General features: G+C 56.7%; 8 protein-coding genes and 1 pseudogene. 4 read left to right on the top strand and 5 right to left on the bottom strand.

Features of this window, described 5'->3' with window-relative positions:
- Nucleotides 1-124: 124 nt before the first annotated feature.
- The 4 genes from OZX70_RS07890 to OZX70_RS07905 form a co-directional block, all read right to left on the bottom strand.
- Nucleotides 125-1,273, bottom strand: a complete 1,149-nt coding sequence (locus OZX70_RS07890) for a D-alanine--D-alanine ligase family protein (protein WP_277180525.1) — start codon at nucleotides 1,271-1,273, stop codon at nucleotides 125-127.
- Between the two features lie 143 nt (nucleotides 1,274-1,416).
- The gene (locus tag OZX70_RS07895) at nucleotides 1,417-2,415 is read right to left on the bottom strand and encodes an NAD(P)H-dependent glycerol-3-phosphate dehydrogenase (RefSeq protein ID WP_277180527.1); all 999 of its coding nucleotides are present in this window, start codon (nucleotides 2,413-2,415) and stop codon (nucleotides 1,417-1,419) included.
- 324 nt (nucleotides 2,416-2,739) lie between these two features.
- The gene (locus OZX70_RS07900; RefSeq protein ID WP_277180530.1) at nucleotides 2,740-3,627 is read right to left on the bottom strand and encodes a lysophospholipid acyltransferase family protein; all 888 of its coding nucleotides are present in this window, start codon (nucleotides 3,625-3,627) and stop codon (nucleotides 2,740-2,742) included.
- Nucleotides 3,628-3,822: 195 nt separating this feature from the next.
- Entirely contained in the window at nucleotides 3,823-5,253 is a 1,431-nt protein-coding gene (locus tag OZX70_RS07905; RefSeq protein ID WP_277180532.1) for a phosphatase PAP2 family protein, read from the bottom strand.
- Nucleotides 5,254-5,878: 625 nt separating this feature from the next.
- On the opposite strand from OZX70_RS07905, the gene OZX70_RS07910 reads away from it, so the two are divergent.
- From OZX70_RS07910 to upp, 4 genes and pseudogenes are all read left to right on the top strand, one after another.
- Entirely contained in the window at nucleotides 5,879-8,107 is a 2,229-nt protein-coding gene (locus OZX70_RS07910) for an RNA degradosome polyphosphate kinase (RefSeq protein WP_277180534.1), read from the top strand.
- Between the two features lie 21 nt (nucleotides 8,108-8,128).
- Nucleotides 8,129-9,499 (top strand): NUDIX hydrolase, encoded by a 1,371-nt coding sequence (locus tag OZX70_RS07915; protein WP_277180536.1) that lies wholly within the window; start codon nucleotides 8,129-8,131, stop codon nucleotides 9,497-9,499.
- Nucleotides 9,500-9,503: 4 nt separating this feature from the next.
- Nucleotides 9,504-10,085: pseudogene (locus tag OZX70_RS07920) on the top strand (hypothetical protein); the annotation flags it as partial.
- Between the two features lie 729 nt (nucleotides 10,086-10,814).
- Nucleotides 10,815-11,453, top strand: coding sequence for a uracil phosphoribosyltransferase (gene upp, locus OZX70_RS07925; protein ID WP_277180539.1), 639 nt, complete (start codon nucleotides 10,815-10,817; stop codon nucleotides 11,451-11,453).
- 194 nt (nucleotides 11,454-11,647) lie between these two features.
- Here upp and OZX70_RS07930 read toward each other — a convergent pair whose 3' ends face one another.
- Complete coding sequence (locus OZX70_RS07930) at nucleotides 11,648-13,666, bottom strand: lipopolysaccharide core heptose(II) kinase RfaY (RefSeq protein WP_277180541.1); 2,019 nt, start codon at nucleotides 13,664-13,666, stop codon at nucleotides 11,648-11,650.
- Nucleotides 13,667-13,700 lie beyond the last annotated feature (34 nt).

Raw genomic sequence — 13,700 nt, forward strand, 5'->3', positions numbered from 1 at the left:
CACGCCCTCTCAGACTATTCATCAACTTACGATATTTATCAATTATAGAAAATGCGGTATGCATTGATATCTATCGCCATCTTATCTATATTAAATTAAAGTTGATATTATTTAATATACAAATTTATCGCAAAACGCCTTCAATAAGCTTGGTAATCAGCTGGGTATAGTTCACGCCCGTCGCTTCCCAAGCCTTTGGATACATCGAAATCGGCGTGAATCCAGGCATGGTGTTGATTTCGTTGACCATCACCTCGCCACGTTTCGTAACGAACGTATCGACGCGCGAAAGCCCTGCCCCGTCGACGGCCTTGAACGCACGTACCGCGACTTCTTGCGCACGTTTCAACGTTTCGTCAGGTAGGCTCGCCGGCACTTCAACGTGGGAGGCGTCGGAATCGGTGTATTTGCTGTCGAAATCGTAGAACTGGTCATCGCCTTCGGCGCGAAGATCGAGCACGATTTCGCCGGGCAGCGCCGATTTCGGCTCCTCGCCAGCCACCGGGTCGAGCACGGCACATTCAATCTCGCGTCCGTCGATGCCTTGCTCCACAAGCACTTTCCAGTCGTGGTGCGACGCCTCGAACAGCGCTGCAGCCAATTCCTCGGTGTCTCCCTCACGCTCCAACTTGGTAACACCGAAACTCGACCCTGCGCGGGAAGGCTTGACAAACAGCGGGTAACGCAGCTTGGCCGACTTAATACTTTTCATCGCTTCGGCAGCATCGCTTTTGAACTCGTCTGACGGGTCGAAATCACGGGTATCGAAGGTCACTCCAGGAGCCACGGGAATGCCGGCCTGCGCAAGGATAATCTTGGTGAACGCCTTGTCCATGCAGGCCGCCGAAGCGAAGACACCGCAGCCGACGTAAGGCACGCCCATCATCTCGAGAAGACCTTGAACCGTTCCGTCCTCGCCGTACGGTCCGTGCAGCACCGGAAACACCGCATCCACATAACCGAGCGAAGTAAGTTTGCCGTTTGTTTCACGAACGTAGAAGCCGTTGTTGCCACGAGACATATCAAGGACGACCGGTTTGACAGCCTCGTTCGCTTCCGTCCCTTCGACCACGGGCATCGCGCCATCGGAAAGATTGAAATCGCGCGGATCGGTACCGCCTATCACCCATTCTCCGGCCTTGGTGATGCCGATGGGAATCGGCTCGAAACGTTCGGTATCCATGGCTTTCAAGACCCCTGCCGTAGAAATGCAGGAAATCGAATGTTCGTCCGCCCTGCCGCCGTACAACACCACCACACGCTGCTTGCGCATATTCCCTCGCTTTACTTGGTCCAAAACCGAATCTGAGTCCCAAGCGTACACGGCAAAGAACTGCGGGCAAAGGGAATGAATTGCTCATTCACAAAGCCGATGCACGCCGGAAACATGGGCGTGTCGGTAAGAAGAAAGTCCAGTTACTCTTCCGTGATATTGCCTTTTACCAGCTCATGGAGCATCTGATTGCAGGTCAGGCCGTGCTTTAGGACATCGTTCATCGCACTGGCGAGTGGGGTTTGCACGCCGAGACGTTCGCCCATACGAACCGCGGCTTCCGTCGTGGGCACACCTTCTGCCACGCCATTACTGACTTTTGTCGCTTCCTCGACGCTCATCCCGCGGCCGAGGTTCGCACCGAAGGTGTAGTTGCGGCTCAGCGGCGAACCACAGGTGGCGATGAGGTCACCGACTCCCGCAAGACCATGGAAAGTCTTGGCTTCTGCGTGCGCGGCCTTGCCGAGCGCCACAAGTTCCGCAAGCCCGCGCGTCTCGACCATCGCGGCGGTGTTTTCCCCGTAACCGGCGCCACGGGCCATACCCACGGCGAGCGCCACGACGTTCTTCAGGGACCCACACATCTCCACGCCGATGACGTCGGTGGTGACAAACGCCTTGAAATACGGCGTTTTACAGGCTTCCGCCACGGTTTTGGCATTGTCGATATTTTCGCAGGCGACCACCGTCGCACTCGGCTGGCGGTCGGCAACTTCCTTGCTCAGGTTCGGCCCGGAAATGGCAGCAAACCGTTCTGCTGGCAGACCTCCCAACGCCTCACGCACCACTTCATCCATACGCTTGCCGGTGGTGCGTTCGATGCCCTTCATCAACGAAACCACAATGACATCGGCATTGATCAGCGGCGCAAAAAGCTCCAACGCCTCGCGTGCATGCTGGGCGGCGATGGCGACAACGACGATCTGGGCTTGCTCGACGGCTTCGGCTCGATCGCCGGTCGCAGTCATATTGTCCGGAAGGCGCTTGACACTTGGGAGCCGTACTCCGTTGTAATGGCGGTCGCGGATACCTTCGACGATTTCCGGTTCGCGTGCCCACATCATCACGTCGTTGCCTGCGTCCGCAAGCACCTGACCGAACGCCGTCCCCCAAGCGCCTGCCCCAAGTACTGTCACCTTCATAATCTGCTCCTTTGCACCGCTAACTTCCTCCATAATAGTGGCGATTATCGCCTACCGTTATGGATTCGCCGAACGTATGCCCTGCCGTCAAGAACTCAACCATTCTGCCGCAGTATAGACTACTTCGTCAATTCCGCGGCCCGTCTATTTCATTCCATTTTGCACCTCTTGGCGCACCAAGATGCCCGATTTACGCACTTTAACGTCGAAAGTGACAATTTTGGGGTATCTTGGTGCGCCAAGTGGGCCATTTTTGCAACAATTACGTCTAAATCTCCATTTTTTGGGCTTCTTGGTGCGCCAAGAGGTACGAAAAATGAAGAATCAGCGACGCGGCTTGCGACTCATCGTCCGAAAATCCCAATAGCCTTCGGCCGGCGGCTGCTCGCCGCGGATTTCAGCCATGATGGTTTCCATGCGTTCGCGGATACGCGTGGTGAGTTCCGTGACCAGTTCCATCGGCGGCTCGACACCCCATGAATCGGTGTCTTTGAGCAGGTCGCCATAATCCAGCGCGTCGTCGTAGCACATCACCACGTTCTTGCGCGGCCAAGGCCACCAATGGTTGATGCTCGCCGCGCCCCACGTCACCGCGCAATAGAGCGGCACCTGATGGCCGAGCCGGCGCGAGGATTCGAGCGCGATGATACCGACGCCGTCTTTGAGACTCATCGGCCATTTGAGCGGGTCGCGTGAGAGCGTGCCTTCCGGCCAGACGGTCAGCGGACGGCCCGAGGTGATGATGTCGATGGATTCCTTCTCGATTTCGATGGCCTTGCCGCTGCGGCGCGGCACTGGTTGCATGCCCACCAGCTGGAACCAACGCCCGATAATCGGCCAGTGCGCCATCTCGGCCTTCGCCATATAGCGCGGGCGACGACCCATATGGAACAGCGCGTCCATCGGAATAAAAACGTCATACATCGTGACGTGCGTGGCCGCCGTGATGAACGGACCGGTTTCGGGAACGTGCTCAAGCCCCCACGCATAGACTTTGCTATGTGCGCGAAGCACCATAGAGACGGCATCGAGCAGGCGCTTGGTACCCTTCGGGTTCTGCGCCTCGATTTCGGCGGTGTTTACCTTGCGCGGGCCAGTTGGGAGATATTGCGTCGGGTCCACCAGATGGTGGCGGCGCCCCAGCAGCTCCACTTGCGCATCGCTCAGCGGTTTAACAGCCGAGCGCGGCGACGGTTTTCCTTTGGAAGTCATGACCCCTATTGTGCCTCAGGGCGACGAACTCAAGAAAGCGCCCTACGCCTGCCAACCTTCAACCAGTGGTATCGCCAGCGCACCTATTTGTGTCTTTTTACTTGGTAAACTCAAGCAAACAGGCAAAAATAGAGACTTTCCGACCAACCGATGCTCATTTCTTCAAAGGCTCAGGAACAACAGTAAAAAGCGCGATTACTTCTGCGGCGGAGCCGGAGGCGCACCAACCAGTCCAAGCCGCGTCAACGGTGACGCAGTGAGCTGGCGCACGGCAAGCGTGAGACCGAACATCAGGCAGCCCACGCCGAGGATAGCGGCCATAGTCAACGCGCACGCGCCGTTCTTGGCCCACATCGCCATCATGCCGAGTCCCGGGTAGATCTGCCAGAGCATGTAGCCTGCATAAACGCAGGAGACCACGCCGAACGTAATCATGATGCTGCCGACAATCTGTATGCTGGCCGACGACATACGGCTGCCGGGGCTATCCATTCCGGATTTACGCGTGAACGCGAGAGCAAGCATCATCAGTCCTCCACCGATCAGAAGCGACATCAGCGCATCGGACGGGCGGTGCCAACGGCAAATGACCACAGAAGCCGCGACAAGGATGCTATACACTCCCCCAAGCACCGCGACCAACGCCCTCCAGACCCGCGGGACCGCGACGAGCAATGCCAACACACAAGCAACGGCGAGCAAGGTATGCCCCGACGGAGCCGTATTGCTATGCAAAGAAGCAGTGCGCGTAATCATCGGACGCGGCAAAATGCGCTTGAGCCATGAGGCGCCGTAAGCGACGATGCCAAAGACCACAATCTGCCCCAACAACCACCAACGTTTGCGAACCGCGGCAACGATAAAGGCGACCAAGGCCGCCAGCAAGCTGATTGCGGGGATCGTAGCCCTGTAGCTCAATACCTGGGAAACCCCGACAATCCAAGACGGAGCAACACCTTTGAGATTTTGCCATACAATTTCATCGAAATTCTGACCTTCCAAGGTGTGCACGCCGAACCAGTACACCCCAGCCGCCGCCGCGAAGCAGACCAAAGCAAGTGCCACCGCGAGAATACAGCTGGACACACGCGGATGGATGGTCAGCGGGTCAATCTGGGCAAGTCCCTTTTCAATCTCGTCTTCGCCTCCGGAAGCGTCTTTGGAAGCATCTCCACTCGAGATTGCAGCGGAAAATTCGACATTGGTTTTACCTGTACTTGCGCCGACAGCAAAAGCGCTATTGGCCGAGACCTTGTCATCGCCGTCGAATGCCTCGTTTTCATTGCCAAAAGCAACAAAGTTCACCGGTTCAGGCTGGCTGGAAGTCGCTGATTCGGTGAACGAATCATAGATAGGCTGAACCTGATTCAAAGAGCTATTCAGCGATTCTTTCGCTGGCGCAGATAAAGGGTCCCTCTTGGATTGGCCATCCGTAGATGACCTACCCGCGGATTGGCTTGCCTGTTCCTGCTTTGTACCAGGGGTTAGGCCAGCGCTCTGAGAGGAAGCCGGCGTTGCAACCTGAACTCGAGGAGGCACGGGAATCTCGATTTTTCTCTGATCGTGCTGCCTGGGTTCGTCGGAATTGCCGGTTGGTACTGCCTGCGCATTGGAATCGTCAGTCATGGTTTTCAGTTTAGATGGCACAGACTACGAGCGCGCCACCTTGTGAATCTCCGGTCGGAATATCTACAAGTCGTTCAAACTATAAGTTCGCAAGACACTAAATAAGACTTATACGACGCATGAAATTGTGCTGAACGTAAAAGGAGACCCGCCGAAGCGGGTCTCCTAACAAGTCCAATTGAAAAGCAGATATCTTCACAACTCCATCGTCGTAACGGAAAGCTTTATCATCGGCCCGTTCAACGTAATAGTCATCGAGACCTTGTCTTTTTGTGGATCTGCTCTGTTCAATTGTGCTTGTAGTTCATATTATGTACCATCTGCTTGCCACGCACAAATCGAAAACGCAATTTGTGCACTATTGGTAACTAACGTTTCCTTGTCGCCTGTAATGCACATAAAATGTCGTGATTTGTTCTTTTCAAAGTATCGATTGTGCGTTTCTGTCACCCCGCTATTCCTGCAGCGTAACTGATGGAAATATGCAAGAAAAATGACGAAATAAGATGTTTTGTTCATGCACAGTTCAGGCAAATGACGGTGTACAAAAATTAGTTATCCACAATATGGTGAATTTTGCGTTTCCATGCTTCCATAGCTCTACGGCAATGCTTAGAGTAGGGATATGGCACAGATTTTTGACGCACCCTCGAAGGCCCTGCTCCGCAGCCAAATCGCCGAGCATATCGCCGAAACCGAGAAGTCCGACAAGCGTAAGGCGCTACCGGAGGAGCAACCGCTGCCCGCAGACCGTTATTTCGACCGCGAGCTGAGCTGGCTCAAATTCAACAAACGCGTCCTTGAGATGGCAGAGGACCCTGAAGTCCCGCTGCTGGAACGCGCCAATTTCGCCGGTATTTTCGCCTCGAATCTCGACGAGTATTTCATGGTTCGCGTTGCTGGCCTCAAACGTCGTATCGACACCGGCATTGCCGTGACCTCCGCCTCTGGTCTCAGCCCACGGCAACAACTGCGTTCGATCAGCGAGACCGCTCACGAGCTGCAGACCGAGCACGCCAACGAGGCCATCAAACACATCCTTCCCGAGCTGGCGAAAGAACACATCGTCTTGCTGAGTTGGGACAAGCTCACCAGTGCCGAGCAGGAACGCCTTTCGCGCTATTACCGCCAGCAGGTCTTCCCCGTGTTGACGCCACTCGCTTTCGACCCTGCGCACCCGTTCCCCTACATTTCCGGAGGCTCGCTCAACCTCGCTGTTTTGGTGGAGAACCCGAACAGCGGGAAGACGCATTTCGCGCGCGTCAAGGTTCCCGACAATCTGAACCGTTTGGTTCCCGTCGATGATCTGACCGACGAGGAAAGCCGCGAGGAACGTTATGGCTTCATCACCATGGAGAACCTCATCATCGCCCACCTCGAATCGCTCTTCCCAGGCATGATCATCAAGGAGGCACGCTCGTTCCGCGTCACCCGTAACGAGGACATCGACGTCGAAGAGGATGACGCCGAGAACCTTCTGAACGCCATGGAGAAGGAACTGCTGCGCCGTCGTTTCGGGCCGCCGATCCGCCTCGAAATCAGCGATGCCACGAGTCCGTTCCTCTCTCAACTTCTGGCACGCCGTCTGCGTGTCAGCGAGGATGAGATTTTCCGTCTGCCTGCTCCGCTTGACATGAAGCTGATGTTCGAGCTGCAGGACATCGACCGACCAGACCTCAAGAACAAGCCCTTCATTCCCACCACGAATCGCCAGATCGCCACGGTCGAATCCAGCCGTGCACAGGACATCTTCGCCGCCATCCGCGAGCGCGACATCCTTCTGCACCACCCTTACGATTCGTTCTCCACTTCGGTGCAGGCCTTCCTGGCGCAGGCCGCGGCCGACCCGAGAGTCTTGGCCATCAAGCAGACGCTCTATCGTACTTCCAGCAATTCGCCGATCATTGACGCACTGGTTGACGCCGCGCAAGCCGGCAAACAGGTCTTGGCGCTGGTCGAGATCAAGGCACGTTTCGACGAGGACGCCAACATCGCTTGGGCGCGCAAGCTCGAACGCGCCGGCGTTCACGTGGTTTACGGCATTGTGGGCCTGAAGACACATTGCAAGCTTTCCCTGGTCGTGCGCCAGGAGGCGGACGGTCTGCGTCGCTACTGCCACGTCGGCACGGGCAATTACAACCCGAAGACCGCTCGCCAGTATACCGACCTCGGCCTACTGACCTGCGATCCGGTGGTTGGACAAGACCTGACACGTCTGTTCAACCAGCTTTCCGGCTACGCCCCGCGTTCCAGCTTCCATCGCCTGCTGGTCGCCCCGCGCACCTGCCGCAGCGGACTCGTCCAGCGTATTCGTCGTGAGGAAGACGCTGCACGCGCCGGCCACGAATCCTGGATCAAAATCAAGGTCAATTCCATCGTCGACGAAAAGACCATCGACGCACTCTATCGTGCCAGCCAGGCCGGAGTGAAAATCGACCTCGTCGTTCGCGGCATCTGTGGTCTGAAGCCGGGGGTTCCGGGCTTGAGCGAGAACATCCGCGTCCACTCCATCCTCGGCCGATTCCTTGAGCACAGCCGCATCTACGCCTTTGCCAATTCCGCGGGCCCACAAATCGGCGAGGGGCCGGCAGCCGGACCGGAAGTCTGGATCGGTTCCGCCGACCTGATGCACCGCAACCTCGACCGCCGCGTGGAGGCACTGGTACGCATCACCGACCCCGAGGAAGTCGCGTCGCTGATCGATTACGTCGATCTACAGATGGCCGATACCACCTCGTCCTGGCACATGCAGCCGGACGGCACCTATATTCGTCATTCGCATGATAAAGACGGTAAGCCTCTGGTCGATTGCCAGGAGCTGCTGATCAAGACCCATCAACGTGGCCGCAAGTAACAATCGAGAAGTGGGCGGTAGATGACCTCCGAGCTCAAACCATCACATGTCGTTGAATCAGCGGGAGGGATACCTTACCGTTGGATTGCCACCGGTAAGGCCAAAAGCCTCGACGAACGAGCCGAAAAAGCAAGCAAATTCGCCGAGGCACGAGCCTCTCATAGTACCAGCAAACGCAAGCGACAGAAGCACAAACTGCCTTTGAGCGAAGCGGAAATCCACTTCCGCGCCATCATCACACAACTGGAAGTCTGCCTGGTACATCGTCCGAAATACGACGATTGGAGCTGGCCGAAAGGCAAACTCGAAGAGCACGAATCCAGCCGTCATGCGGCAATACGTGAAATGGAAGAGGAAACCGGAGTACCGGTGGCCTTGGGCCCGAGCATCGGTGAAGTCGAGTATCCGCTCAACGCCGAAGGCAAAAAATCGAAACACACCAAAACAGGATCCAAAACCGCAACAATCTACACCAAGCATGTTGTTTATTGGATGGCCCATCCGATTGCGCCGGAAACCGCGAAAAGCCGAGAACAGGTCGTTGGCACCATCAAGCACGCGAAAACCAGCGAAATCGACGAGGTGAGATGGCTGACCATCCCCCAAGCCCGAAAACTGCTTTCGCACCCGCTTGACCGCGATATCCTCGACCAATTCGTCGACCGCATCCAGGAGGGCGCGCTCAAGGCTCAGAAACTGATTATCGTCCGTCATAGCAAAGCGGTGGCCCGCAAAAAGTGGAACGGCACCGATGCTGACCGTCCTATCATCCCCCGCGGCGCTGCAGCAAGTTTTGCACTCAATCAGGAATTGGGCTGCTATGCTCCGCAAAAACTCGCTTCATCCCCTTGGCTTCGCTGCATGGAGACGTTGGAACCATACGCCTGGCATACGGGACTTGAAATCACTCAACTTCCGGCACTGACCGAAGATGCCTTTGCGGCCGACCCCGAGGCGACCTGGCAATGCGTACGTAAGGTCATCGATGATCTGTTTGCCGAAACCGATGGTTTAACCGCTGCGAAATGTGCGGTGCAAGCCGGCACCAAGGCCGTGGTCAAAATCAGCGACACCGGTGATTCCGATCTTCAATCGGAGAATACCGCCGGCAATGCTGCGGTTCCTCCAGAATCGAGGCAAAAGGCGGCGTCCGCGCCGATGAACGCACCAAAACAATACAGCCGGACTACCGCGATCTGCATGCACCGACCTGTAATCGGCGACATTTTTGAACATCTGCGCGCCATGTGTGCCTCAAAATCATTGGCCAAGCAGCTTATCGCTAAGTCGCCTTATATGCCCACAGGTAATGCGGTAGCATTGTTCATCGTGAAAGACGCGGAAGGCCCGCGTATCATCGATATTCAAAGAATGGCTCCAGTTGTCTACTAACCCAGTGCATTACAGTTCCGGTTCCGTTAATTCCGCGCATCCAGGCTTCGCTCCCGCGCGAACGGGATCTTCGCGTCCGGCCCGTCCAGCCCAACTCGACCCGGCGTTGACCGAGAAGATGGCTGGCGGCATGGACCCGGAGGAGATCAACGAGATGAGCCACGCCTCGGCGCAGGCCATGCTCGACCGCGTGCACCATACGCAAGACCCTGAAATCGTGCAGCGTGTGCTCACGCTGGTCGACCGCGAAGGTGTCGATATCATCGCCGAGCTGTGGAGCAGGTCGGAGCCCGATTCCCTGCCCGGCATCCTTTGGCGGTTGTATCTGCTGCGTACGTGGATGCGCAAGAATCAGCAATCGCTGGCAAGCCTGTACCGTATCGCGGAGCCCGAGGACACGGCCGCTTCGGCCATCGCTGGTGTTGACACTCCCCCCACTTCCGAAGATATCGTGCACACTGCGGATTCGATACTTTCCGGAGCTTTCACCGGCGATTTCGCCGTCGCGCTCGAACGTGCCTCCGCTTTCATCGATGTGATAGCCAGGGGTCTCGCGATTCGTGCGAAGATGCTAACCAGCAAGGCTCGCAAGGTAGAAGCGGCAGAAGCCGCCCGTCGTGAAGCGCATATGCGCGACCTGCAGCGCGAAGTAGAAGCAGCAGAAGCGGCCCAACGGGTTGCCAATGAAGCCGTCGATAGTTCCGATGATAGAGAAAACAGCGGCGCTGGCCACAACAGCACTCCACACGTCGCAAATCAAGCTGAAACCGGCAATAACTCCGCAAGTCAAGACGAGCTCAATCGTTACGACAAGCATGGCACAGCTTATGGCGACAGCGACCGCAACGACCCAGCCGCCAATCGCTACAATTCCGCTTTGCACGATGCCGACGACCGTTACCGTTCGGGCAAAGGTCCGGCAAGCTCGGCTGGTCCGGCATCCAATGACCCACGTACAGTCGCTGCACGACTCCTGCACACCGGCAGCAATCTGATGACGACTTCCGCGGATTTCCGCCACGGAGCGAGCCTGTGGCGTCAAGGAAAACTTGAGTAATTCCGCGTGGCGCAATGCTTAAAAACCGTACTTTACGCGCTCGGCGTGTAAAGGCAGGATGACCCGTTATACTTAGAGGCGCGCTGGACCGTGCTTAAGCCCCGGGCTTCATTTTTTGCCGCTGCGAGCGGCGTTCGCGCCGACAGGCGCTTTCGCGGTTCAGCGTTTTACTTTATTCTCGGCACAATATCGCGAGTCGTTTACAATATTTACGTTTCTCAATTTCCTAAAAACCACGGCTGGGCATATCCTAGAAGTATGCAACTTCATGTTTTGGATCACCCGCTGGTCGAGCATAAGCTCACCGTTTTGCGGGACAAGAACACACCCTCCAATATCTTCCGCGAACTCGTCAGCGAGCTGGTCACGCTCGAAGCCTACGAAGCGACGCGAGATCTCGACGTCGTCGACAAGGAGATCGAGACCCCGATGTGCAAGATGACCGGCAAATACCTCGCTTCCCCGCGCCCCATGGTGGTGCCGATCCTGCGCGCCGGCCTCGGCATGCTTGACGGCATGACCAAGCTCCTGCCCACCGCCGAAGTCGGATTCCTGGGGATGAAGCGCGACGAGGACACGCTTGACATCATCACCTATGCCAACCGCTTGCCTGAAGACCTCACCGGCCGTCAGGTCTTCCTGCTCGACCCGATGCTCGCCACCGGTGGTACCACCATCGCGGCCACACACTATCTCATCGAGCGCGGCGCGAAGGACATCACCTCCATCAACATCATCGCCGCTCCCGAAGGCTTGAAGCGCGTCGAAGACACTCTCGACCCCAGCATCAACCTGAAGGTTGTGGTTTGCGCCGTTGACGATCACTTGAACGAGCACGGTTACATCGTCCCCGGTCTCGGCGACGCCGGCGACCGTCTCTATGGTCTGATCGACTGAGGCAAGATCCAGCTGGATTTATCCGTTTTTAGAAAGCCTTTCCGAGCAACGTTTCGGAAAGGCTTTCCTTGTATCTGAAGATGAAGGTTATCAGCCAAGTATTCTGGCCTATAACCACACACATCCATATAGCGGATACGTCTACTAAATTCGACAAATTGGCAACGGTTCACTCGATGCGAACACGTTCGCCGCTATTTGTTTTTGGCGGCTTTTTTGGCTTTGCGGCCTTTGAAGTAGATATCGAAGACGATCCAGGCGCCGAGGATGAACGCGACGACGTAGCCCATGAAACCGACCACGGGGATGCCGAAGACGATAGGCTTCATACCGGCGTAATACACGATGGAAGAGCCGACGAACAGGCCGACCACAATCAGCGCCATGGTCAGGCGATTGATCATGTCGGAAATCTGCTTCAGCGGCTCCTCACTGCCGACGATCTCCATGTTCATCCGCAGCTGGCCGCGGGTGAGCATACGCATGGCGACCTTGCTCTCCGCAAGCGCATCGAGCGACCCGTGCAGCGCCTTATTGCCTTCGATGCCAAGCGACTTGATCTCGTCGGCGGCGACCTCGTCCAAGCGTTTGCTGGTGGTGGCATGGTCGGTGATGATCTGAATCATGTTGACGTCGGGAATGAACTCGTCCAGAGTGCCTTCGAGCGTGACCATCGCGCGGCTCATCGTCGTAATGGTCGAAGGGACCTCGATGCCGTGACGTTGCGCAAGATTGGTCAGCGCCATCGCGAACTCGGCGATGTTGAGATCGGCGAGATCGACCTTGCCATATTCCTCCACGATCACGTCAAGATCGCTCAACAGCTGCGGATAATCCTCGGAATCAGGTTGGACGTCGGCAAACCTCAGCAACCCGTCGGCGAGCGCCGGCGAATCCTGCTTGCCCACGGCGAAGATCATCTGCCGCAGCACCTGGCGCGTTTTGCGGTCGAGACGGCCGACCATCCCCAGATCGATCAGCACGATCTTGCCGCCGGAAATGATGACGTTGCCCGGGTGCGGGTCGGCATGGAAGAAGCCGTTGTCGAGGATCTGCGCCGCATAGTTGTCGACCAGTTTGGTGCCGATTTCCTTCAAATCGTAGCCTTCCTCGATGAGTTTGCCGGTATGGTTCAACGAAATGCCGTCGATATAATCCATCACCACGACGTGCTGGGTACACAGGTCCATATACGGTTTCGGGCAGTCCATATAGCGGTACGGTTCGCAGAAACGCTTGAATTCCGCGAGATGCCGCGCCTCCATCAGGAAATCCGTCTCATCCTCGAACGTGTCCCAAAGCTCTTCGACCACACCGCCGAGGTCGACCACCTGCATGCTGGAGCCCATGAAGCGCGTGGCGGCCTTGGCAATCGAACGCATGATGGAGACGTCCTGCGCCATCGTCTGCCGCACGCCCGGCCGCTGCACCTTCACGGCGACATCCTCGCCGGTGACCAGGGTGGCGCGATGCACCTGGGCCAAGGAAGCGGAACCCAACGGCTTGGGATCGATGTCGGCGAAAATCTCATCGACCGGACGCCCGTATTCCTGTTCCAACGTTTCGACCACCGTCTGATAAGGCATCGGGTCGGCATCGGCGCGCAGTTTCGCCAGTTCATCGCAATATTGCTGTGGCAGAATCTCCGAACGCATCGAAAGCATCTGACCGACTTTGACGAAGGTAGGACCCAGCGCTTCCAGCATCAGCCGCATTTTGCGAGGGGTAAGGCCTTTCGTGACGTCGAACTGGCTCATGATGCGCACGATTTGGCCGAGCCGCTTGGCTTTTCCGCGTCGGGTCAGGTGGTAGCGCTGCGCAAAAGACTCACGACGACGCCCGAACAGGCTGAATTCACTGGCATCTTCAGTTCGGATAGCACTGTCGACCTTGTCGGCCTCGCGAGACCCGTCGTTCTCATGAGACCCTTCAGCTTCGCTGTTCCCGTCAGCCTCGCCGCTCTCATCAGCCCCGTCAGAGCCTTCGTTCTGGTTGGAACTGCGGGTCTGGCCAGTCTCGCCAGCGGAACTGTTAGCACCTCCAGAGCTTTCAGCACCCTGAGAATTATTTTCAGCGTTCCTCACTTCGGCAATATCATCTGGTGCAAGTGTTGTCGAGGCAGAATCGGACACGGCAGCCTCTTCGTCCTCATTTGTCGAGGATTTTTGGGCGTAGTCACCCTTCAGAGCGGCATTGCGCACTGTATCGGCCATTGTCACCTGAAATCAAACATAGATATACGACACA

It is taken from the genome of Bifidobacterium sp. ESL0732 (genome assembly GCF_029395535.1).
Classification (GTDB): Bacteria; Actinomycetota; Actinomycetes; order Actinomycetales; family Bifidobacteriaceae; genus Bifidobacterium.

Coding starts and splice junctions, on each gene's coding strand:
- upp (WP_277180539.1), top strand. CDS start 10,815: ATGCAACTTCATGTTTTGGATCACCCGCTGGTCGAGCATAAGCTCACC.
- OZX70_RS07895 (WP_277180527.1), bottom strand. CDS start 2,415: ATGAAGGTGACAGTACTTGGGGCAGGCGCTTGGGGGACGGCGTTCGGT.
- OZX70_RS07900 (WP_277180530.1), bottom strand. CDS start 3,627: ATGACTTCCAAAGGAAAACCGTCGCCGCGCTCGGCTGTTAAACCGCTG.
- OZX70_RS07915 (WP_277180536.1), top strand. CDS start 8,129: ATGACCTCCGAGCTCAAACCATCACATGTCGTTGAATCAGCGGGAGGG.
- OZX70_RS07890 (WP_277180525.1), bottom strand. CDS start 1,273: ATGCGCAAGCAGCGTGTGGTGGTGTTGTACGGCGGCAGGGCGGACGAA.
- OZX70_RS07910 (WP_277180534.1), top strand. CDS start 5,879: ATGGCACAGATTTTTGACGCACCCTCGAAGGCCCTGCTCCGCAGCCAA.
- OZX70_RS07905 (WP_277180532.1), bottom strand. CDS start 5,253: ATGACTGACGATTCCAATGCGCAGGCAGTACCAACCGGCAATTCCGAC.
- OZX70_RS07930 (WP_277180541.1), bottom strand. CDS start 13,666: ATGGCCGATACAGTGCGCAATGCCGCTCTGAAGGGTGACTACGCCCAA.